General features: G+C 37.1%; 25 protein-coding genes and 1 pseudogene. 2 read left to right on the forward strand and 24 right to left on the reverse strand.

Going from position 1 to position 20,772, the window contains the following annotated elements:
* Positions 1 to 704, forward strand: a pseudogene (locus RM549_RS18675) (hypothetical protein); the annotation flags it as partial.
* Here RM549_RS18675 and RM549_RS18680 read toward each other — a convergent pair.
* The 9 genes from RM549_RS18680 to RM549_RS18720 are packed head-to-tail and all read right to left on the reverse strand — an operon-like array spanning position 685 to position 7,906.
* On the reverse strand, positions 685 to 1,071 hold the full coding sequence (locus tag RM549_RS18680) for a hypothetical protein (RefSeq protein ID WP_311687538.1): 387 nt from the start codon (positions 1,069 to 1,071) through the stop codon (positions 685 to 687). The pseudogene RM549_RS18675 and the gene RM549_RS18680 overlap by 20 nt on opposite strands.
* A gap of 7 nt (positions 1,072 to 1,078) precedes the next feature.
* Positions 1,079 to 1,912, reverse strand: coding sequence for a DUF4138 domain-containing protein (locus tag RM549_RS18685; RefSeq protein WP_311687540.1), 834 nt, complete (start codon positions 1,910 to 1,912; stop codon positions 1,079 to 1,081).
* 27 nt (positions 1,913 to 1,939) lie between these two features.
* Positions 1,940 to 2,869: a conjugative transposon protein TraM gene (traM, locus tag RM549_RS18690; protein ID WP_311687542.1), complete on the reverse strand. Its 930-nt coding sequence runs from the start codon at positions 2,867 to 2,869 to the stop codon at positions 1,940 to 1,942.
* 24 nt (positions 2,870 to 2,893) lie between these two features.
* On the reverse strand, positions 2,894 to 3,511 hold the full coding sequence (locus RM549_RS18695; protein WP_311687543.1) for a conjugal transfer protein TraK: 618 nt from the start codon (positions 3,509 to 3,511) through the stop codon (positions 2,894 to 2,896).
* A 9-nt stretch (positions 3,512 to 3,520) separates the two neighbouring features.
* Entirely contained in the window at positions 3,521 to 4,363 is an 843-nt protein-coding gene (locus RM549_RS18700) for a hypothetical protein (RefSeq protein ID WP_311687580.1), read from the reverse strand.
* A 2-nt stretch (positions 4,364 to 4,365) separates the two neighbouring features.
* The gene (locus RM549_RS18705) at positions 4,366 to 4,941 is read right to left on the reverse strand and encodes a TrbJ/VirB5 family protein (RefSeq protein ID WP_311687545.1); all 576 of its coding nucleotides are present in this window, start codon (positions 4,939 to 4,941) and stop codon (positions 4,366 to 4,368) included.
* Between the two features lie 4 nt (positions 4,942 to 4,945).
* Positions 4,946 to 7,348, reverse strand: a complete 2,403-nt coding sequence (locus RM549_RS18710; protein WP_311687546.1) for a TraG family conjugative transposon ATPase — start codon at positions 7,346 to 7,348, stop codon at positions 4,946 to 4,948.
* Entirely contained in the window at positions 7,341 to 7,619 is a 279-nt protein-coding gene (locus RM549_RS18715) for a hypothetical protein (RefSeq protein WP_311687548.1), read from the reverse strand. The genes RM549_RS18710 and RM549_RS18715 overlap by 8 nt, the downstream gene beginning before the upstream one ends.
* A complete protein-coding gene (locus RM549_RS18720) occupies positions 7,619 to 7,906 on the reverse strand; it encodes a hypothetical protein (protein ID WP_311687550.1) in 288 nt (95 codons plus the stop codon). The genes RM549_RS18715 and RM549_RS18720 overlap by 1 nt, the downstream gene beginning before the upstream one ends.
* A 285-nt stretch (positions 7,907 to 8,191) precedes the next feature.
* On the opposite strand from RM549_RS18720, the gene RM549_RS18725 reads away from it, so the two are divergent.
* Positions 8,192 to 8,734 carry an N-acetylmuramoyl-L-alanine amidase family protein gene (locus tag RM549_RS18725; RefSeq protein WP_311687582.1) on the forward strand — a complete coding sequence of 181 codons (543 nt, stop codon included), beginning with the start codon at positions 8,192 to 8,194 and terminating at the stop codon, positions 8,732 to 8,734.
* A 4-nt stretch (positions 8,735 to 8,738) separates the two neighbouring features.
* On the opposite strand, the gene RM549_RS18730 is transcribed toward RM549_RS18725, so the two are convergent.
* From RM549_RS18730 to RM549_RS18800, 15 genes are all read right to left on the reverse strand, one after another.
* Positions 8,739 to 9,350, reverse strand: coding sequence for a chromate transporter (locus tag RM549_RS18730; RefSeq protein WP_311687584.1), 612 nt, complete (start codon positions 9,348 to 9,350; stop codon positions 8,739 to 8,741).
* A gap of 385 nt (positions 9,351 to 9,735) precedes the next feature.
* Complete coding sequence (locus tag RM549_RS18735; RefSeq protein WP_311687553.1) at positions 9,736 to 10,539, reverse strand: helix-turn-helix domain-containing protein; 804 nt, start codon at positions 10,537 to 10,539, stop codon at positions 9,736 to 9,738.
* Positions 10,540 to 10,550: 11 nt separating this feature from the next.
* On the reverse strand, positions 10,551 to 11,366 hold the full coding sequence (locus tag RM549_RS18740; protein ID WP_311687558.1) for an oxidoreductase: 816 nt from the start codon (positions 11,364 to 11,366) through the stop codon (positions 10,551 to 10,553).
* 72 nt (positions 11,367 to 11,438) lie between these two features.
* A complete protein-coding gene (locus RM549_RS18745; protein ID WP_311687560.1) occupies positions 11,439 to 11,966 on the reverse strand; it encodes a tRNA (adenine-N(6)-)-methyltransferase in 528 nt (175 codons plus the stop codon).
* Positions 11,963 to 12,625: a P-loop NTPase family protein gene (locus RM549_RS18750; protein WP_311687562.1), complete on the reverse strand. Its 663-nt coding sequence runs from the start codon at positions 12,623 to 12,625 to the stop codon at positions 11,963 to 11,965. Before RM549_RS18750 ends, RM549_RS18745 begins: the two co-directional genes overlap by 4 nt.
* Positions 12,609 to 13,328 (reverse strand): hypothetical protein, encoded by a 720-nt coding sequence (locus tag RM549_RS18755; RefSeq protein WP_311687563.1) that lies wholly within the window; start codon positions 13,326 to 13,328, stop codon positions 12,609 to 12,611. Before RM549_RS18755 ends, RM549_RS18750 begins: the two co-directional genes overlap by 17 nt.
* A 3-nt stretch (positions 13,329 to 13,331) precedes the next feature.
* Entirely contained in the window at positions 13,332 to 13,616 is a 285-nt protein-coding gene (locus RM549_RS18760) for a helix-turn-helix domain-containing protein (protein WP_311687565.1), read from the reverse strand.
* 278 nt (positions 13,617 to 13,894) lie between these two features.
* A complete protein-coding gene (locus tag RM549_RS18765) occupies positions 13,895 to 14,734 on the reverse strand; it encodes an RteC domain-containing protein (RefSeq protein WP_311687567.1) in 840 nt (279 codons plus the stop codon).
* A 561-nt stretch (positions 14,735 to 15,295) separates the two neighbouring features.
* Complete coding sequence (locus RM549_RS18770) at positions 15,296 to 15,502, reverse strand: hypothetical protein (RefSeq protein WP_311687568.1); 207 nt, start codon at positions 15,500 to 15,502, stop codon at positions 15,296 to 15,298.
* A 15-nt stretch (positions 15,503 to 15,517) separates the two neighbouring features.
* Positions 15,518 to 16,258, reverse strand: a complete 741-nt coding sequence (locus RM549_RS18775) for an SDR family oxidoreductase (protein WP_311687570.1) — start codon at positions 16,256 to 16,258, stop codon at positions 15,518 to 15,520.
* A 79-nt stretch (positions 16,259 to 16,337) separates the two neighbouring features.
* Positions 16,338 to 16,907, reverse strand: a complete 570-nt coding sequence (locus RM549_RS18780; RefSeq protein WP_150546515.1) for a Crp/Fnr family transcriptional regulator — start codon at positions 16,905 to 16,907, stop codon at positions 16,338 to 16,340.
* Positions 16,908 to 17,313: 406 nt separating this feature from the next.
* Positions 17,314 to 18,336: an alpha/beta hydrolase fold domain-containing protein gene (locus tag RM549_RS18785; RefSeq protein ID WP_311687573.1), complete on the reverse strand. Its 1,023-nt coding sequence runs from the start codon at positions 18,334 to 18,336 to the stop codon at positions 17,314 to 17,316.
* A gap of 135 nt (positions 18,337 to 18,471) precedes the next feature.
* Positions 18,472 to 19,281, reverse strand: a complete 810-nt coding sequence (locus RM549_RS18790; protein ID WP_311687574.1) for a helix-turn-helix domain-containing protein — start codon at positions 19,279 to 19,281, stop codon at positions 18,472 to 18,474.
* Between the two features lie 6 nt (positions 19,282 to 19,287).
* The gene (locus RM549_RS18795; protein WP_311687576.1) at positions 19,288 to 20,103 is read right to left on the reverse strand and encodes an oxidoreductase; all 816 of its coding nucleotides are present in this window, start codon (positions 20,101 to 20,103) and stop codon (positions 19,288 to 19,290) included.
* 159 nt (positions 20,104 to 20,262) lie between these two features.
* Positions 20,263 to 20,772, reverse strand: a 510-nt coding sequence (locus RM549_RS18800) for a Rossmann-fold NAD(P)-binding domain-containing protein (protein ID WP_311687578.1), incomplete at its 5' end; no start/stop codon positions are given.

The following is a 20,772-nucleotide window of genomic DNA, read 5'->3' on the forward strand; positions in this document are numbered from 1 at the left end:
AAAATAATGATTTTGTGCTTCTTGATGACGTGATATCAAGTTTTGATACTATTCATCGTAAAAGATTTGCTGAGTTGATTTTTGAAAAGTTTTCAAAATATCAGATCATTCTACTCACACACGAGTATGATTGGTTTAAAAATTTTGTTAGCCCTTTGGCCAAGCAAAAAAACTGGATTATAAACGAAGTCAAATGGACAGAAGATAAGGGTACATTTTTGAATGAAAACCCCGTGGACTTGAAAGAGCGTATTGAAAAATCAATAACCGAAAGCAATATTGAAGGGTTAGGCAATCCTATAAGGATTTATTTAGAACATTCGCTTAAAGAAATATGCGTGAACTTAGATGTAAAAGTAAGTTTTAGGTATAATGATTTTAATGAAAAAAGAATGCCTGATGAATTAATAAATGCATTAAAGTCTCGAATAAAAGATAAAAGTAAAGAACTTAAAGAGAAATTTTCTACCATTGAACGTGTAGCTAATTCGGCCATATTTGGAAATTTACTTTCCCACGATAACCCTTTCAATCCGAAAATTGGAGATTTAAAGGCATTTTGGGCAGATATCTTAGCTTTAGAAAATATTTTCATTTGCGACAAAGAAGGTTTTAAGAGGCCTAAAGTTTCATTAAAAAATTACGACAATGTATTGAATAATATTAGATGTGGCTGTGGAAAGACTACTTATGACTGGAAATAACCTTAAAAGGCCCTCTATCCTTAGGTCCATTATGCGTAACCTTCCATTGGTCTTCTTCCTTAACCATTTTGAAAACACCGGGTTTCGGGTCGTAGGATGTTGAATACTTAATCCAGGTTATATCACCTTCTTTTTGTTCATCCACGACCTTAAAATCAGGTTCAGAATTTTTATCCTCGGTAAACATTTCTTGTATACTGGAAAGATTTGCATACCCGGACTCTGTAGTATATTCCTTTAAAGTTGTCTTATCACCGTGATAAAAACTTTCAGCGACGATTTTGGCGGTTTCTGAAGGTGATAAATCTTGTTTTCCGGCACAAGAGAGAAATAATACTACTAAAGAAAAAACTGCTATTTTTTTCATAACAATGTTAATTTGGGTTATTGATAAATCTATGTGATATCTTTAATTGTAAGTTCCTTTCCCCGTTCTTCTCATTGAGTTCTAAAACCGCTCTGCGATCATTTCCTATTGAGAATTTTGGCAATACGTAAACCAATCTTACAGATTTGTTTTCTTTTACTTTTGAGGGCAAATTATATTTAAAAACCGGTTCTTGATAAAGCCGTTGTAAAGACTTCTTTTTGCCCTTTTTTCTTGTCTCAACCGATAATTTCAGGAAGTTGAGGTCGTAATCCAACGAGGATTTGTTTTCAACCTGAATCACGAAATAAAGTTCCTCCTTGTCAAAAACAATATTCTCAACACTCAATATGATGCCTTCGTTCCTTTTTTTGAGTCGCCCAATCCGTTGTTTTCGATTATTTAGATAAGAACAAAATTTATTATAATAATAGGTTCTGTTATCTATTGTGTCTTCACGTTTAACAATAGTAGTTGAATCAGCAACAATAGGTTTTTCATTACCGATGCTTTTAGACGTTGGTATAAAATAATTCAGCCGATCCAGCTTTTTCCTATACTTTACAATATACGAAAAAACAGAGCCGTTTTTATTGACTACTAAAAGATTGCTTTCTTTCCCGGGCTTTGCCTGGAGCAATCCGAAATATTGTCCTTTCTCACGATTATAGGTAAAGACAAAATTTTCAGATCCTGTTATCCCTTGACGGATAGGTTCAGGAAAGAACAGTGCTACATTTTTTTGATCATTAGCATAAATAGTATCAAGGCTAAAAGGTGTTTGTGCTGTAGAGAGCACTGTACCAAATAGGAATATTGATATAAAAATAAAATTCTTCATAATAATAGGTTTAATGTTGTTTTGAGTCTATAACTTAGGTTTCAGGATGAGCCTGTAATTGTTGAGCACGGTAACCTTAATATTGCGGTTATTGCGTTGAAATATCTTTTTGAAACCACTTACTTGTGGCACACCGGCAATATTGATATCATCTACCATATCTCCGATGACCTCGGTTGAAACTTGAGCTCGAAAGTTATTTTCCACATAAACACCTTCTCTTCCGTCCTGAAGGTCAAAGGCTTTTAATTTGGTTGGATGATTCTTGATATTTTCGATTTCTATTAACACCCGGTTGGGCTGAAAACTAATAAAACCGTAAATAGGTGTGTTTTTTGGAATCTTTTTGCTGTTAATGGTAGCAGCTTTGGTCAGTCGCATCCGTAAACGGGAATTGGCTTTGACGACTTGGTCGCCATCCACAACGGCGTAAATCAATGCATCGGTACTACCGGAAATTGAAATATCACTTTCTTTTGGATCTGAGGCAAAGAACAACTGGTGTTCCAATCCCATTTCTTTAGCAGCAATTTTTTGTTCCGCTTTTATTTCTGCAGAGTCCACAACCTTTTCAACCTTGGGAGAAGCTTTCCTATCACCAATATGCTGATAATTTTGTTTGGAATACTTGATTTTCCCTGCGGAGTAGATACTATCCACAATACGTTCTTTTTCATTTTCGGCGAAGTCCTCATCGTAAAAACCAAGGGAATCAATCAGTTTTTCGTCATAGATGCTGGGGGCATTGGTTTCACGTACTTCTTTTAGGTCGTTGATGGCATCCAGTTTGGAATCATATTCCTTTTGGTCTTCTTCCAGTGCAGGAACCGATGTTTTTTTTAGGTTTGGATCTTCACTTTTATCATCGCTCATTACCATAATAGAATAGGATATCAGGAAAATGACTACTACGGCGAGTACTGCCGCAAAAACTATTTTATTTTTTTCTATCTTCATAATCATTGGTTTTTTAAATACGCACTATCGATTTTCATTGTTTATTTTTTTAAGGGATTTTTCGAAGTAATCGGTGATTAGCAATCCGTGCGGATTGTTAGGGAAGTTTCGGTCTACGATAATCAGGTTTCCGGTAGAAACCAATTCATAAGTGTCAATGATCGATCCCCGGTTGATCTCAAAAACAGTAATCGTCCTGAAGATATAGTCACCGTTTTTTTCTTCGATTTTCGAATCGATACTCAGTACTTTTTGAACTAGGGAATATTGCAAAAGTCGATTGTAAACACCATCTGCCTTTTTTTGGCGATATAAATTATCCACAGTGCTATTACCCAGCCACAGTGCCTTTTCTAAATTCTTTTCATAATTGCTTGCATCAATATTGTAGAAATAATTATGGAAGAGTTCTAAATGCGACAAGGCCTCCACTTTAAAGTTTTCTTTTTGGGTAACAAGCTTTAAGGGTATGATACTGCCATCGGTGTTAATGGCAAAAGCATTGTTCAGGGCTTTTTGGTGGGTCGTGAATGCCATCCATAAAGAAAAAATATTGGAAAGCAACGTGCACACGATCAAAGCCAAAACGATGAACCGGTTCAGTTTCAAAACAGTATAGATATTTTTATAATATGTTTTCATTATGCATTATTAATTGGTGAATAATCTAAGGGTAAAAGAAGTTGCACGGCGGTACAATTTGAACTTTAGAAAAACAATAAACCCTATTGATCCCAGTTGTACCACAGGGGCGAATATTCCCTGGCTGATATCTGAACCAAATAGGTTTGTCCAGAAATTAGTATTGATCTCGGTATAGAGTGCATTGACAAAAACATTGACCAGAAAGAAAGCAGGCACTAACATATAGACGGCGGCATAGAGCTTAAAAAATGTATACGCTAGGGAGCGGAATTTTTCAAAAACGGCCAAACTAATGACCAATGGAAAAAAAGCCTGCATTATCCCCAAAAGGAAAAAGCGCTCAGCCAAGAATAGTGGATAGATAAATAAATCAAGAATCCACAAAATGACCCCTCCAATAAAGGCGATTAACTTGAAACCATATAATGGTGTAACCAGAGCTTCATAAAGCAATGTCATTGCATTTTTAGCAGCATCTATTAGATTTATATCTTCTTCAATAGGAATATCTTGCATCTGTAAAGGAAGCAAAGCGGGAGCTGTGTCTCTATATTGTCCTTCGATGGAAACAAGAATACTATCAAAAAAGCCCAATACCTGTGTGGAAAAAATAACTAAGACGACCACCGCAAAATTCTTGGCGAGTTCCCCCGGGCTCAATCCCCAAGCATAGCCATCTTTATCAGCCACGCCCTCATTATATTTTTTTAGAATATTAATCAGGAAGAAAAGTACCGCAAGGGTTTTCATTCCGCCAATGGTATATTGGGAAAAATCACTGTTTTGAATGGTCTGAAAAACGGTGTCCACATATTCAAGACCAATTCCTAAAATAATTACCGCATTCATCATCAATATCCTGTTTCCCTGTTATTGATTTTATCTTGCATTTTTCGAAAGGAAATAATCTCCCGGTAACGTTTGGTTTTCACCCTTATGTTGGAGACCATTTCCTTCGATTCCATTTCTTTTTGCTTTAGGATTTCAGCGCGATCGGCGTCACTCATTTTTAGGTAATCGCTGGACAATACCTGGTCAATAAAATCCATTGTTTCCAAAGAATTATCTATGATGCTGTTGAAGGATTCCGTGACCCGGTTAATCTCATCGGGTTTGATATAGGGAGAGTTTAAAATATCCTGAAGGTCATTTTGCATCACATTGATGAGCCGCTGATTGTTTTGTCCTATTTCTTGCACTGCTTTTAATTGCTTCACGACATTATTGACCTTTTCAAGGTTTTCCTTTTGGGTTTTCAGAAATTTTACGGTCTTTACAAGATTGGAAGTCTGTTTTGCAGACTCAACAAGTGATTTTACCAAGCTTACAAAGTTGGTATTGTCATAAACGGGCATCCCTTGGCACGCAGCGCGTGTAGGCAAGAAAAGGATGATTGCTGTTGCAACGATTAAAATTTTTGTCTTCATAATATTATGTTTTAGAGGTGAATTCTTTTATAGCCATTTCCATATCTCGTGTCTTTTTATAAATGGCCATTATAGCCTCATTTTCCTGTCCATCGGTCAAGTAAGCGGCATATACTTCTTTCGGAACTTCCAGCCGGAAAATGTTGCTTTCCTTTCCAATTTTGATAAACATTTCAGTATACTTTCTTGAGCCGGAAAGGTTATTCTTGATGGACTTTAATTGATTCAAATCGTGGCTAGAGAGGTTGAGCCGCTTGACCAGTTCGTCATAACCTTTTTCATTGTTCAGGCTATAAATGACCTGTGTATTTTCGAGAATACTTGCTGAAGTGGAATTGTTCGGAAGCTGATTAATGGATTGAAGAATGATGCCAATCGCACCATTTTGTTTGCGGATTGCCTGATAATAGAACTCCACACTTTCCAATACATTTTCAAACTTCAGTTGCTTGGCAAACTCATCAAAAAGGATAATTCCTTTTTCAGCTCGATTTTTCCAAATGGTTCGTTGAATGGCAGATTTAATCAGCTTGAGCATCACCGAGAGGATTTCTTTATTGTCCTTTACTTCGTCCAGTTCAAATACAATAAGACGTTTATCCTCGATCTTATAGGTCTGGTCTTCGCTGACTTCAAAAAGGAAACTATATAGACCATCGCCAACATACTCCGACATTACGTGTAAAAAGCTGGTAATATTGAAGTAGTCAGGATGGATTTTAAGGGTGTCAAGAAGGTTTTTCTGATTGCTTTCAATAAAGTTGTAAAAACCATCTAACGAATGATTTTCAGAAACACTATGATAATAATGGCGTAATATCTTTTTTACGGAAACCGATTGTGCCTTGGTTACCTTTAAATCAGAAGCAAATAGTTCGAAGAGGAAAATTGATAAATCCTCTAGGCGTTCTGGTGTCAGATCCTTAGTATCACTGATGTAAAATGGATTGATGCCCAGATTTTTTCCGCTTTCGTAGCGGATTACGGTGTATTGTTCAGGATAAAGTTTGGCAAATTTGGTATACGAACCACCCAAATCGATAATGACCAAGCGCACACCACTCTCAAAATATTGGCGCAGGATGTTATTAGCCAAAAAAGATTTCCCTTCACCTGTCGGGGCGAAAATGGCAAAGTTTCTTGCCTTGATGCGCTTTTTTTGCTCGTCCCAAACATCTTTAAGAACAGGAATATTATGTTCCCGGTCGTTAAAAATGATTCCAGTAGTATCTGATTTGTAGTTACTGTTGTTAATGAACAGGCAAAGCGCGTGTTTCAGATCTGTTACATACAAATCATTATTCGAAAAATTAGAAGAAAAACAGCAGTAGCTGTTCAGAATATAATTCTTCCGTTCCTCACCCCTTGGGTAATAGGGAATAATGTCCAATTCTTTAAATTCCGTTTTAATTTTAGAGCTGATACGGCTAAGGTTCGCGACATTTTTATCCCAGAAAATGATGTTTAAGTGTCCGCGTATAATCCGGGCATTGTCATCGGCATTGATCTGATCCAAGATGTGCTGGATTTTTCCAAGAACCACTTTGTTTTGCGAACCGAAATTGGAGCTCTTGTTGAGTTCTTCGACTTTCTTATCAAGCAACTTGCGCCACTTGTGTTTGTCATCCAAGTACAGGATTTGGTTGACAATATGGTTCTCGTTTAGCGTAAGCCCTATACCATCAATAAACCCTTGATGAAATACAAAATCGTCAGAAGTGAATTTATCATTGGTTTTGCTACTCTGTACACTTTCGCCAAAGCACAGTTCGCTGTTGATGGCAAGGGCATCAAAATAGTTTGCGCCTATATTGACGTTTTTCTTGTCCAGTATGATATCGGTGTCAAAACCTTCGTTGAAGCCATTGAAGTATTCTTTGGTTATCGCTTGAATTTCTTTAGAGTCAAGTGGAACAAATTTCGTTTTCCTACTATTATTGATAAAGGAAACTGAATCACTTACGGCATTTATAAAACGCTGTACATTATCATCCAATTCTTGTATGATACTCTTTGAAACCTTGCGGAAAGGATTGACATATTTAGAATTATTCAGCGCTTTATTTTTGGTCAGAGTGAAGAAGAGATAGCATTTGTGGTCAATATACTCGCGGCCTTTAAAATGATCGCTTGTGGCCTTTTCTAAAAATGTTCTATTGGAAAGCTGTTCAGCTGTATAGCGCTTTTTAAGATAGACATCCTGCTTGTGAACTACTGTTCCGACAGGTAAAGATTTCAATGCTTGAAACCAGGCACCGTGCATATCTTCAAAATCCTTTTCCGACAATGAATAGATTTCAGGTAGGTTTCCTTTATAGCATAAAACCACATTACCATTGTTGGCAAATAAGATATTGCCCTGAATATCTGCAAGGGGTTGGTAGGTAGAAAGGTTAATATTATTCATAATCAAGACCGGAATTTCGTTTGCTACTGATGCTTTTTGGAAAGGTTTTCGCCATTTGGAATAGCTGCGGATTGCTCGTAATTCGGGTCAGAGCGATATATAAGACTGAATTAAGAATCAATACGCCAATGATCACTCCAAAACTGAACGAGAAGATAATGACCAATAAAGAAACAACTATGAAAATCATCATTACGGCAAAGAGGGAAATGGGCAATCCAAAAATGACTGCCCTTTTCCTGATGTTTTTATAGACCTCGAACCGTTTCATTATACTACGATTCCGATTAGGTAGGTGAAAATACCCACTACGGCACCTGCAATAAGGACAAAGACAAGCACACGGGTAATCCCTTTTTTTAGGTCTGCATTTTCACCAAAGAAATGCCCGGCGTTAAATAAGAAACCTACAAGGAAAATAACCCCGAGAAGGATGGGAAAAATAGTTCTAATGGTATTCGAAACATCATCAACAGAATCTTCAATGCCGCCAATTTGTGCAAAAAGAGAACTTGAGAGAAGCGAAAGACAGGTCGCTAGGTAAATAGATTTTTTCATAACGGAACGGTTTAAATTTTTGATTCGTTTTCGTTATGAGAAAAGTACATATATTTGTATTTAAATACCTGTAAATCAAATAATTGTGGATAAAATATTATTTGATTTTTAATGACTTAATTTGATATTAGATAATATCAAATTCTATGGGATTTTGGAAGGAGGCTGTTGATAACTCGAAATGTAGAAATGAAAAAGGTGCTCAAAAACGTCAGTTTTGTGATTTTGCTCCTTCAACTATGCATCATTTTTGGATAGGAAACTGGATTAATAAAAAGAATAGTAATTGATGTTGGCCACGGCGGAAAAGATTCCGGTGCTATCGGAATAAATGGAATTAAAGAAAAGGATGTTGCGTTGAATATTGGTTTGGAAATTATAATGCTTAACGCAAAATCAGAAACACCATTGGATATTTACTTAACCCGTTATAGTGACACGCTAATTTCATTATCGGATAGAACAAAGCTGGCCAAGGCACTGAATGCTGATTTGTTTATTTCCTTGCACTGCAATCATTCTCATAATCCTATTGCAAGAGGGATTGAGGTATATGTTGGCAAGAACGAATCTGGAAATTCAAAGGAGTCTGTTTGGTTTGCCTATCAATTGCAGAACCAAATAAAAAAGCAGTTAGGATTTAAAAGTAGGGGTGTTAAGTTTTCTAATTTTCAGGTGTTGAGGGAAGCTGGCGGTTTTTACCCTGAAGCGTTGGTGGAGTTGGGGTTTTTGTCCAACGATTATGAGTACGTGTATTTGCTGGATAACAGAAACACCAGAGAATTAGCATCGATCCTTTTGATGAGGATATATAGTGTCAAAAACTAATTTCTCATATCAATGTCAAAAGGTAGCCTGTCAATGCTCCACCAATTACAATAAATGCACTGTTCATATTCTTAAAGACAAAAACAGCGATTATGCTTAAAACGGCAATTAAAATTGTCCGCCAATCGGTCAAGGTGTCTTTTCCCATCTCCACACAAACGGCTACAATTACAGCAACGGCTGCAATGTTCACTGCGTCTAAAAATGCTGCAATAATTTTCGATTTCCGCATTTTTGGAATAAGCGGATTGAGTATAGCAACAAAAATGAAAGAAGGAAGGAAAATTCCAACGGTCGCTGCGATTGCTCCCCAAAATCCGTTTAACTGCCAACCGATAAATGTTGCCGTTGATAAAACGGGTCCAGGCGTGAATTGTCCAACTGCTACGGCATCAATTAATTCTTGACGTGTCAGGAAACCTGTACTGACCAACTCTGCATCTAAATAAGCAAATAGCACATATCCGCTTCCATAAAGTAACGCACCTACTTTTAAAAATGTTAAAAGTATTTTTAGGTTACTCGCTGATGCTGTTACTTGCAATAAAACGAGCGGAGTAAAACTGTTCAGGTTGTTTTTAGAGTTGCGAATAAAATACCAAACCAAGAAATCCACAAGCAAACAACGCCAAAATTTCGTGAACGCCAAGCAAACAGGCAGTCAATGTCAACGCTCCTAAAATTCCAAGTTCAATATTTTTGAGTACTTTTTTTTCAAGTCGATAAACTGCTCCAAAAATAATCAAGACCTTGAATCAACGTTTGTACAAATGGGTGCGCAACAAGTACAAACTGTTAAAGAAGAAGCATTGGTATTATTCACTCAAACATTTACAAGGAATAGCAGAGAGCTATCCGAATATGTTTGAGCATTGGAAGTACGAAGGCTTCAGACCGTGACTTGGATTTTGAAGAGCTGTATGAATCGAAAGGTTCACGTACGGTCTGTGAGAGGTTTAGGAGTGAGATTCCCCTTTACCTACTCGACTTCGTTCTTGCTATCAAACTGTTGAAGCATTGTATCCAAACCTTTCTTTAAATGAGGTAGAAAAGTGAGAAAAATTCTCAAATCCAACTTGCAGATAAACCTCAGAAGGTTTCTGTTTTTTTTCTGAAATTAAAAAATGGGCTTTATCTAAACGCATATCTTTCAACCATTTTTCAGGTGTTTGGGAGAACGTTTTCTTGAAATCTCTTTTAAAAGTTGAAATACTTCTACCTGTTAGTTTTGCAAATTGTTTTATAGGCACATTGTAGGTAAAATGGCTTTTCATAAAGGCTTCCAAATCAATTTTAAAAGGTTCGCTAAAATCAAAAAGCAATTCTTTTAGTCTTGAATCGTATGCTAATAAAAGTTCAATTACTTCTTTGGTTTTCAGCTCTGACAATCGTTTAGTTAGCTGTTCGGGCTGCTCGAAATAAGGAACAAGAGAATCAAAAAATCCTGTTATAAAACGATTTTGATTAAGTTGAAACATCATTTTGCCTGTATAAGGCAATTTGGTAACAATTTCATTTTCTGTACTATATTGCTTTAATGATTCTTGGTCTAAAATAATACCAATAGACTTAAAAGGTTGTCCGTCAGCCGAAGGAATTTTAATTGATTTGGCTAATTGGTTCCTTTTTAGAAATCCGATTGTTCCTGGAGTGTATATTTGTGTTTCTTCGTTATTGTAAACACGTCCTTCTCCTGATAGGAGAATAGACAATGTATGTTCTCCCCAAAAATGCTCCTGGCTAAACTGCTGCTTACTTGTACAGGAAAGCAATATGTTATGTTGAACAATATCGATCGTTTCCATTGTATTTGGTACTATTTTATTTGACTTGCAAGAATTTTGTCCATCAATTTATCTGAGGTTATTTTTTTAATAAAAAGAATGGGTTTGGCCAAGTGCCCTTTTGCATATCTTGCTCTCGGGTTTCTTAATTCAATAGCTTTCTTTATTAATTCCGCAATAACACTTGGAGCAGAACTCTTATCATCACTGTTTTTAATCACGTTTGCAAATTTTGATGCCATAGCTTTGTATGCTCCCCTACCTGATGTCTTTATCAAATTATCATAGGCAATTTTGCTCCATTCTGATTTAATGGCACCTGGCTCAATAAGGATTACATCAATCCCAAAAGGTCGGACTTCATTTCTCAAACTATCGCTTAAACCTTCCAATGCGAATTTACTGGCGTGATACCAACCGCCTAAAGGTCCGGCTAACTTTCCACCTACTGAAGATATGTTTACAATTTTTCCAAATTTGTTCTCACGCATAGAAGGTAGTACCAACTGTGTAAGTCTCATAGCTCCAAATACATTTACTTCTAATTGATACTTAGCGTCTTTTATCGGAACATCTTCAATAGCACCGTGTGAACCAAACCCCGCACTATTTACCAAAATATCAATATGGCCGTTGGTTTCGTCTAAAATTTGTTTGACACAGGCAACAATAGTTTCGTCTTTTGTAATGTCCATAGCAATGGGCTTGACTCCAAATGCTTTTAAATCTTCCATTTTTTCAAGCCTTCGTGCTGCTCCATATACGTTATAATCATTTTGTGCCAATAATTTTGCAGTTTCTTTACCCATTCCTGCGGATGCTCCTGTGATTAATGCGACTTTTTTCATCTATTCTAAGTTTTACTTCCAACAATAGCACAAAGTTAGATGTTATATAAGCTGTCTGTTTTGCTCACAGGTTCAAATATGTTTTGTCAAAAGCTCAATAATTGGGTTGAGGTCGTTTTTAAATAACAGATAACTTATTATATTGCCTCTAAAATAACTGCTGCTAAAGGTGATTTTGTCACGGTTGTCGAACTTCATACGCTTATCAAACATCAATAATTGTAAATCTCTGTCTTTAAATAGGTATTTTGGAGCGGCATCATTGAGCCAGGTATTGGTCATTAATAAAGCAAAAGGTTTGTTGAAGTGAAGGGCGCGTTTAAAAATCAAACGTTTGTTGGTAAAGGGTGGATTAGAGATAAGGATATCCCAATGCTTAGGTTCGTAGGTGTAAAAGTTCTCCCCTTTTGAAATATGGGAATATACTACTGGGTTTTGAAGAGAGATAAGTTTGACAAACCAACTTTCTTCAGTATCAAAAGGACACCAAATGGTTTTGCCTTTGGGGATGTATTCTAAAATTGGGAGTACACCATACGCCGGGGTATGGCATTCATCGTTTTTCCCTTGGGAATACAATATGTTTCCCGAACCTATCATACCCGTTTGTCATTGCTTTTTTTATCAAAAGCAATCAAATTAAAAAGTTCGCGCATCCGGCTTCGTACCCTGTTACCATAGCGTTCTTCAAGTTCATCAGCATTTAGATTTGTTGTGGCGTGAGTCTTGATTTTATGTTTGGTTTGCAAATACAGATCATAACGAGATAAAAGAACTTCCCCCATAACGTTTAGATCTTTTCCGTAAAACCTTCCAGCGGGTTCTACGCCCAAGTCGTCGAAACAAAAAAACTTCGTATTACCGTATTCTTCTATAGTTTTAAAACCTAAATGATTAAAGCTAAAGCTTACATTTCTGCAAGGAATCATTTCATAGGGTCGCTGGAAAGGAACTAGATGGCGAAGCAGTTTCATCAAACTGGTTTTTCCGCAGCCTACGGGTCCTGAAAGCAAAATTCCTTTGTCAACATCAATCTCATATTTTTGACAGTTTTCCTTGTCTTTAATGAAGTAGGAACAGAGTTTCAATAAAATATCTTTGTCCTCTTCATAAATTTTAAATTTCTTTCCAAAGAGTAGCTTCCCCTTGGCATTCAGGTAAATTAAGATTTTTGAAAAATCATATAGTACACTTTTGCCGTCGAATTTACCTAGCGAATATTCCACGCCACCTTCGGTTATTTTAGAGGGGTTGTCCATAATCCTTACTTTTAGTAGTTCGCAGGTTGTCCCGATTCTGGGACCCTCCCTTTTTGTTTGACTTGTTTTCTTCGGCAAATAATTCGTTTCTATCCATCCAATTTTGGGCTAAAGCCTGCCAATCTCTAATTGCTTTCCCATCGCTTGTTTTCCAATCGTTGGCTTCATAGTGTGCATAGAATTTTTTCCCTTCATCAGCATTAAAATCTTTTTCAATAAAAAAATTTAATACAGCCTGCCTGCTGTTTGGCTGTTTATTAATGTTTACCTGTTTGGTATTGTTTATATTAGATACCAATGCTTGTCCACTCACGGGACGGTGCTGGTTCACTACTGGTTCACGTATGGGATGGTACTGTTCCGCCAGCTGTTCTAATTCGGGACTGTAGTGACCCGTATCCGGTTCAACACTTGTCCCGATTATGGACATCTTAATTTTACTCCCTTTGTAGGGATTGTTCGATGGAAAGTAGGTGAGGTAATTCCAAGTGTCTAAATCAGTAACGCACCGGTGGTAGGTGGATTTTGAACCTATTTTGGCACATCGCATTAAATCTCTGCGGTTCACGAAAAACTCATCTGCAAAACGGCTGCTGTTCCATTCTTGGAACAATGCCATATACAGACTGATATGGGTAGGATTGAGACGGTCATCAAAGAAGAACGTTGAAAAAGCCGCATTCAATAGCTTTATATAATTCATCACTTATGAATTTAAATCGTGCTGTACACGATTGGCATCCATAACATTTTGAATCTCTTCCACATCATAATAGATAATGCCGCCTACTTTGGTGTAGGGAAGAGTGCCGTTAATTCGTAAATTTTGAAGTGTTCCTGGACTTATTTGGAGTAGATCCATAACTTCAGAGGATTTAAGATACCTCTTGATTTTTCCGGAAGATTGTTTGGTTAGAAGATTTTTGATGTCATCGAGCAATTCCATTTTAAATTCTCGAAGATCGTCTGTGGTAATAATACTTGTTGGCATAATAGAACGATTTTTGGAAAAGCCTAAATAAATGAAATAGTAGACTTTTACCTGATTTAACTTTCGTTCTACGAATTTGAAGAGTTTTATCGGGTTTTATTCACAAGTTACAACCAAGTTGGGCGAAGATTTAACATTCTATTATTTAGTGGTTTTTGAGATAATTTAATTGATTAAAAGCTTATTCCTTATGTAGAATGGGCTAAAATATGCTTTTAAAATAAACACCCAAGTTGGTTTTAACTTGGGTGTCTATTCTGTGAATGATCGCTTGGAATTTAGTTATCTGCTTCTTTAATTTTTTTTAGGAGGCTTATTTTCAATAAATCTAAAAATCTAGCATAATCTTCTTTACGGCCTCTGATTTCCAAAAAGCTTCGGTAGTAATTTCCCAAGTCAATGTCAAATATTTTTTCAAAAGCGGTCGCTAAATCCTTAATATCTCCTTTTACGGCTCCAGATGCTATTAATGAGTAAATAAGTTCAATTAAATCAATTTTATTTGAAGTCCAGGTAAGGCTCAAACTTTCTAATAATTTTTCATTGTTGGAAATTTTCCTTGTTGATTTTTTCAATTCATTCAATTCGTTAGTGTAGTGGTTTAGTAATAGGTCATATGCCAAAATCTTTGCAACAGCATTATCGTGGCTCGTAGAGAATTCAGCATCTGTATAAAAATGGGAAGTGTCGGACATTAAACCTATGTTATCATTACCGCGTAAAAAATAAAACTCATCTAGAAAGGTGGCATTCTGTCTGTAATATTTAATAAACTCACTATTGTAGTAATAATATTCTTGGAGTTTTTTGATTTCAGCATCTAAGTAATTACGCTTTGATTTATCGGTACCTCTTGGTTTTTGAAGTAGGTACTTGTATAACTTGGCATAAAATTTAAGTTGTCCGTAGATAAATGGTTTTTGTTTTTTGAAAAAGAGGATTTCATTTTCTTTATTGATAAAACTCCCTTTTCGTAATACAACCCTTAATTTTTGTAAATATTTTCGAGATATTTTAATGCCTTTTTCGACGTTTGAAAATTCATTAAGGTTTTTATCGTTAACATCATCAAGCGCCAACTTACAATCATCAAGTATATGTTGTATTTCATTTGTCACAAATAAACTCTGTTTTAAATAATTGTTTTTTCCTATTTTGCTTTCGTTCAATTATTGCTCATAAACCGATCATCACTAATGCGAGTATACTAAAACTGGTATAAGTCCAAGGATTGTATTACCTCCTTGTAAATAATAAATTCGCCAATAGTCGTTCCCAATGTTGACACCTAAATTTCCGAATGAATAGGCTATTGACAAATAAATTTTAGAACATTAGGAACAGTAAAAACCATATATGGAGAAACATTCAAGATTCCTACAATTTTGAATACATTTTGTCCGAATGTATTTCTTAATCAAAAATGATTTTTAGTCTCATTGAATAATAGCAATATTGAGAGTTCAATAAAAATAGGGAAATGGATTTTGCCGATGTTTTGCAAAATTTTGAATTTCAAACTGACAAACATTCGTCTCAATATTATTCCAGTACTAAGGCTACTATTTTGAGAAGTAAAGCGAACAAAAATGAGCGTCGAGTAGGTAAAGGGGGGAATCTCACCCCCTAAACCCCATAAAACCGGAAGTGGACCTTAGGGTTCATGCGGCTCTTCTTGATCAAAACATTTTACTAAGGTCTCCGGCAGGGATATTTCCAATGCTTGAAGAGTCCTGGAAAATATTTTGAGTGCCTTCGAGGGTACTTGGTCGGTCTGCGATGGAATCTGCGGTATTTATTCCGCAGCCATTTCCCGAGCTAAAAAAACTTTTGACAGAACCCTTAACCCCTCCAGACTGATGCAAAACCGATGATATTACTAGCATTGCTTTAATTAGTTCTTACCAAGGAATCTCCCCTGTTTCAGGATTATGAAATTCGCTGATGAACTTCCCATTTGGTCCGTCCTGACCAATGATGGCATATTTAGCAATGCGCCCCCCTGCATTTTCGGCTGTATCGGTGCCATTGTGGTTGTTGAAATCAGTGGCGATAAAGCCGGGGTCAACAGCATTTACTTTAAAGGCAGTTTCCCGTAACTCATAGGCAAGGCAGACGGTGTACATATTTAATGCTGCTTTGGAAGGGCCGTAAACCGCTGCCTTATGATGATAAAACTCCCAGCTTGGGTCGCTGTGTAAAGTGATGGAGCATCCGCTTGAAGATACATTGACGATTCGGGGTTCGGGAGATTTTCTTAGCAAATCAATAAAAGATTGGGTAACCCTTACCACTCCAAATAAATTTGTATCGAAAACCTCTTTATAAGTGTCTATGCTTGAGTCAATTGATGTTTGGGGGAAACCTCCTCCGCTTATTCCTGCATTGTTAATGAGTGCATCCAGTACTTTGGTGCTTTTGCCTATCTCAATACGGGCAGCATGTATGGATTCCTGATCGGTGACATCTATTTGTATCGCTTTTAAATGGTCCAAACCTTCGGCTTTAAGTTTTTCTACAGCTTTCAAACCGTTTTCTATTTTGCGGCTGCCCAGGTACACAAATAGTCCTTTTTGCAATAATTGCCGTGCCGTTTCATAGCCCACGCCTTTGTTAGCTCCTGTGACTAATACTGATTTCATATTTTCTGATTTTTAAATTAATATTACAAAGCTGCATTTTTCAGAAATGAAACCACTTGTCATTTGGCAAAAAGCGTTTTTATTGGATATTTTTTCTTATTCTGCTCAATGAAGAAGGTGTAATGCCCAAATAAGATGCAAGATGTGATAATGGAATGCGGTTGGCAAGCTGCGGGAATTTATCTATAAATGTCAAATACCGGGTGGTCGCATCTTGTTCGATCAACGGACTTCTTTTTTCCAATTTCTGCAGTAAGATTTTCTGTATCATCTTATTCACGAGGTTATCCCAACCGGGCATGCTTTGAGAAAATGCTTCCCAATCCGACTTCGATATAACGATTAGTTTGCAGTCCGTTACCGCTTGTATGTATTCGGAGCTTTCCATATGGCTCTCGAAGCTTTTCATTTCTACCACCAACTGGTTTTCATCAAAGAAATAGCGGGTTATATCTTCGCCTTTATTGTTGTAATAGCAAACCCGCACCACACCTTCGACAATAAACCCTACTTGTTGTGCAATTTTTCCTGCTTCTGAAAAGTACTCATCTTTTTTCAACTCTAACTCTTTTACCCTCTCGGAAATAAATGCTATTTGCTGTTCGTTTAATTGTCCGAAATGTAAGATATATTCGATAAATTCTTTCATAGCCGCAAGTTAGTGATTTTTATTCCTTTCGAATTTTACCTTTTTAAAAGTGTTCTTTCTGGGGGATAGTCCTTAAAAACCTCCAAATCCCCGATTCTTGACCCCTCTATAATCACTCAAGCCAAGGTCGAAGAACTTTCGAAATAGATTAAAATGGCTAACTATACTCATTAAATTTTGTGTCCTTTAAAAGTAAAGTTGTTCACTAGCCAACTAGAGGTCTTGCATCAGCGCATCAGCTTGTGTCAATAAAGAGATCAGTGGGAAGGTTCATTTATCGGTTCTCAATGCTGCATTAATTTTTCCCGCTGGCACTTCCACTTTCTCTAATGCCAAATGTGCTAAAGTCATCTCTGCATTTTTATTACTGTTCTATTTTGGAATCAGGTGTTCTTAGCTGTATTTATCATAATGACTTCAAATGCTTATCCAAAAATTGATAAACAGCTTTTCTGGTTGCTATGGCTTCGGGTATTTCAGGATAATATTGATAGGCGTGCCATCCTCCTTCGCCTACTAAGAGTTCAGTATTAATCCCACCTTCTTTTAATTTCCAAAAGGTTCGGACGGAAATGCTAAGAAAAAGATCCCTTGTTCCGGTAGATAAAATAGTTGGTGGGAAATCATTTTTGTAATCTGCAAATACCGGTGACACCAACGGCTCATTTAGGTTGACATCTTCCGGTAAATACAAATTCTTAAATAGTTTATCAGCGCTGTTTTTCAAAGCAACAACATCCCGCCCATCATTAAAGTAATAGGAGTCATTTCCTGTAAAATTAAGGTCTAATGCAGGGGTGAACAATACATTTGCATCAGGCATCCTAAGATTTTCAGATTGCGCCCTTAGCAACATCGATTGTAGAATTTGACCACCGGCTGATATGGATGAACTTACTATTTTTTTATTTGGAAATTGGCGGATTAATGCTTTGTAAACCTCAAGAGACTCATTGATAGCCACTGGGTATTTTACTTCGGGCGATAAAGAGTAATCCACAGAATAAATTGTATAGCCGTATTCATTCGCCATCAATGTGGCTGCTCTTTCGTAAGGCGTACCCATCATAAATCCTCCACCGTGTAGGTGAAACCCTATGGTGTTTTCATTACCGGGTTGAATGTTTTTGGGTTGGATGATAGCAACTTTTACATTGGCTATTGAAGTGTCTTTTGTTGTAAACTCAAAGCGTTTGTGCATATCTTCCAACATCCAGTTTTCATAAGCATTCCACTGTTCTCTGGCCATCAATTTTTGCTTGTCGTTGAGGTTTATGAGCGGAAACCGGTAATACTTGAATGATCTTAGTGAATCCTGCGCTTGTTGGCTCATATGAACTATTTGTTTGGGATCAGAGATTTTGACACGATAAGCACAGCTAGATAATAAAAACATTACCATCGATGATAATACAATTAATTTTTTCATTGTTATTCTTTGTTTAAATGAACAACAAAGTTACGATGGGATGAATGCTGGCTATTTTCGTGAAAAGTCCTTATTTGTTTGTTGAAACGTTCAGATAAGGGTTAGGCAGATTATAATTGACGAATTGTCGCTATTTTAATTGCACACCTCACTTGGCGGGAAACCATAGTGCTTTTTGAAGGCAAATGAGAAATGCGAAAGATTTTCAAAACCAACTTCCAGATAGACATCGGTTGGTCGTTTTTTCTTTTGGGCCATGAGATAATGTGCCATCTCCAAACGTTTCCTTTGTACCCATTTTTCCGGAGGTGAATCAAAAATCTTTGAAAAGTCCCTTTTAAAAGTAGAAAGGCTCCGCCCCGTTAGTTTGGCGAAAGTGCCTACAGGTACATTGTATTGATAATTCAGGTTCATAAAATTTTCCAGATCTACTTTATAAGGCTCCTTGAAGTCAAACAAAAAGTTTTTGAAAGAAGAATCGATTTGCAACAAAAGCTCAATAGCTTCCCTAGTTTTAAGCTCGCATATTTGGATTGAGAGCTTCTCGGGATGGCTTTCATAAGGGATGAGTGAATCAAAAAAACCTTTGATGACCGGATTTCCTGTAAGCTGGATGACTGCTTTTCCCCGATAGGGTTGTTGCTCCTCCATGGCATTTTCAGCAGCATATCGCCGCAGTGTTTGCTGGTTAAAAAACACACCTATCATTTTAAAGGGTTCTCCGGTAGCCGATGGCTTTTTGTATTTTTTGACCAATTGGTTCCTGCGCATCAAACCTATAGTGTCTGGCTTCACTATATAAGAACCTTCATTGGTAAAATATTCCGCTTCCCCTGACAATGTAATTCCCAGACTATGTTCTGGTAAAAACTGCTCAGAACTCTGCTCTTTTTGATAAGAACAGGAGTATAAAATGTTATGTTGTATTATTTGATGACTTTCCATAAGTGTTTATTTTGCCTGCCCCATTATTAATTTATCCATCATATTGTCAGACAAAATCCTTTTTAAAGTTAACAAAAGTTTCGCGTCCCACTTTCCACCCACATATCTTGCCTTGGGACTTGTAGATTCGATGGCTTTAAGAATAAGCTGGGCAATGTTTTCAGGAGCGGAAACATTTTTGGCTACTTTTTCGAAAGTATTATACACTTTGCCAGCCAGATCTTTGTAATGATTATCGCCCGAAACCTTCATCAGGCTGTCAAAAGCAATGTTGGCCCATTCCGATTTTGTCGCTCCCGGTTCTACCACAATGACATCTATTCCAAAAGGCTTAACTTCCATCCGCATACAGTCACTAAGGGCTTCCAGGGCAAATTTGCTCGCGTGGTACCATCCACCCATGGGCAATGCTACTTTCCCTCCAACAGAGGAGATATTGATTATTTTACCTTGGCCATGTCCCCGCATTTTGGGCAGCACCAATTGAGTTAATCGCATACCCCCCATGACATTTACTTCCAGTTGATAGCGGGCATCGTCCATACTTACATCTTCAATAGCACCGTAAGAACCAAAGCCGGCATTGTTTACCAACACATCTATACGCCCGGCTTCATTAAAAATTTGATCGACCGCAGTAATCATACTTTCATTCTTAGTAAGATCCAGAGCAAGAGGTTTGATGCCCAATTCTTTCAAATCATTCATTCTATCTAACCTGCGGGCGACACCGTAAACATTGTATCCTTTTTCTGCCAAGAGAATGGCGGTTGCTTTGCCAATACCTGCAGAAGCTCCTGTTATTAATGCTACTTTATTCATTGGCCTGTTTTTTTTACAAAGTTAGATGGCAGGCTTTTTAATCGTTTTGCTCAGGAGCTCAAATTTATTTGTTCAGCAGCTCAATATTAATGTATTCGTCAGTAGCGCTTAAAATGAAAGATAATCTTTATATCAGCCTCGTATTTTATGCCATGGTCATTATTTTAAAATAAATTTAGTCTCCAGTAAAAGTTGTTCACTATCTCGCCAAAGCTCCTGCATCAATGTGTCATTTTGTGCCAGTTTAGAAGGTAGTGGGAAAATTATTTTACCAGCCCTTAATGCCATATAAATATTTGCTGTCGGCACCTCCACTTTTCCCAATGCCAAGTGGGCTAAAGTGATACCGGCATCTTGAATGCTGTTTGATTTTGGAAGCATGCGTTTGCGCAAAAAGGGTATGGTAAAAACCTGCCATGCCAACCGCATAAATAATGTCCCTTTTTGAAGTAAACCTGTGCCGGGAGTTGCCCCGGGATCGTAGGCGATGCATTGCCAATTGTTTTGCTTTGCCTCAGCTGTGGAAGCAAGGTGTCGTATTGTGAGAATGGTGCATAATTTTGATGACGAATAGGCACGTTGTGCGTTGATGGTCATTTTTTCATCCAAAGTTTTATCCTTTTCAGGATATGCCAACCAAATCGCATTGGCGTGTTTGGGAGGCGCTAC

It is taken from the genome of Autumnicola patrickiae, assembly GCF_031846525.1.
GTDB lineage: Bacteria > Bacteroidota > Bacteroidia > Flavobacteriales > Flavobacteriaceae > Autumnicola > Autumnicola patrickiae.

Coding starts and splice junctions, on each gene's coding strand:
- RM549_RS18680 (WP_311687538.1), bottom strand. CDS start 1,071: ATGAAAAAAATAGCAGTTTTTTCTTTAGTAGTATTATTTCTCTCTTGT.
- RM549_RS18685 (WP_311687540.1), bottom strand. CDS start 1,912: ATGAAGAATTTTATTTTTATATCAATATTCCTATTTGGTACAGTGCTC.
- traM (WP_311687542.1), bottom strand. CDS start 2,869: ATGAAGATAGAAAAAAATAAAATAGTTTTTGCGGCAGTACTCGCCGTA.
- RM549_RS18695 (WP_311687543.1), bottom strand. CDS start 3,511: ATGAAAACATATTATAAAAATATCTATACTGTTTTGAAACTGAACCGG.
- RM549_RS18700 (WP_311687580.1), bottom strand. CDS start 4,363: ATGAATGCGGTAATTATTTTAGGAATTGGTCTTGAATATGTGGACACC.
- RM549_RS18705 (WP_311687545.1), bottom strand. CDS start 4,941: ATGAAGACAAAAATTTTAATCGTTGCAACAGCAATCATCCTTTTCTTG.
- RM549_RS18710 (WP_311687546.1), bottom strand. CDS start 7,348: ATGAATAATATTAACCTTTCTACCTACCAACCCCTTGCAGATATTCAG.
- RM549_RS18715 (WP_311687548.1), bottom strand. CDS start 7,619: ATGAAACGGTTCGAGGTCTATAAAAACATCAGGAAAAGGGCAGTCATT.
- RM549_RS18720 (WP_311687550.1), bottom strand. CDS start 7,906: ATGAAAAAATCTATTTACCTAGCGACCTGTCTTTCGCTTCTCTCAAGT.
- RM549_RS18735 (WP_311687553.1), bottom strand. CDS start 10,539: ATGGAAACGATCGATATTGTTCAACATAACATATTGCTTTCCTGTACA.
- RM549_RS18740 (WP_311687558.1), bottom strand. CDS start 11,366: ATGAAAAAAGTCGCATTAATCACAGGAGCATCCGCAGGAATGGGTAAA.
- RM549_RS18745 (WP_311687560.1), bottom strand. CDS start 11,966: ATGATAGGTTCGGGAAACATATTGTATTCCCAAGGGAAAAACGATGAA.
- RM549_RS18750 (WP_311687562.1), bottom strand. CDS start 12,625: ATGGACAACCCCTCTAAAATAACCGAAGGTGGCGTGGAATATTCGCTA.
- RM549_RS18755 (WP_311687563.1), bottom strand. CDS start 13,328: ATGAATTATATAAAGCTATTGAATGCGGCTTTTTCAACGTTCTTCTTT.
- RM549_RS18760 (WP_311687565.1), bottom strand. CDS start 13,616: ATGCCAACAAGTATTATTACCACAGACGATCTTCGAGAATTTAAAATG.
- RM549_RS18770 (WP_311687568.1), bottom strand. CDS start 15,502: ATGCTAGTAATATCATCGGTTTTGCATCAGTCTGGAGGGGTTAAGGGT.
- RM549_RS18775 (WP_311687570.1), bottom strand. CDS start 16,258: ATGAAATCAGTATTAGTCACAGGAGCTAACAAAGGCGTGGGCTATGAA.
- RM549_RS18780 (WP_150546515.1), bottom strand. CDS start 16,907: ATGAAAGAATTTATCGAATATATCTTACATTTCGGACAATTAAACGAA.
- RM549_RS18785 (WP_311687573.1), bottom strand. CDS start 18,336: ATGAAAAAATTAATTGTATTATCATCGATGGTAATGTTTTTATTATCT.
- RM549_RS18790 (WP_311687574.1), bottom strand. CDS start 19,281: ATGGAAAGTCATCAAATAATACAACATAACATTTTATACTCCTGTTCT.
- RM549_RS18795 (WP_311687576.1), bottom strand. CDS start 20,103: ATGAATAAAGTAGCATTAATAACAGGAGCTTCTGCAGGTATTGGCAAA.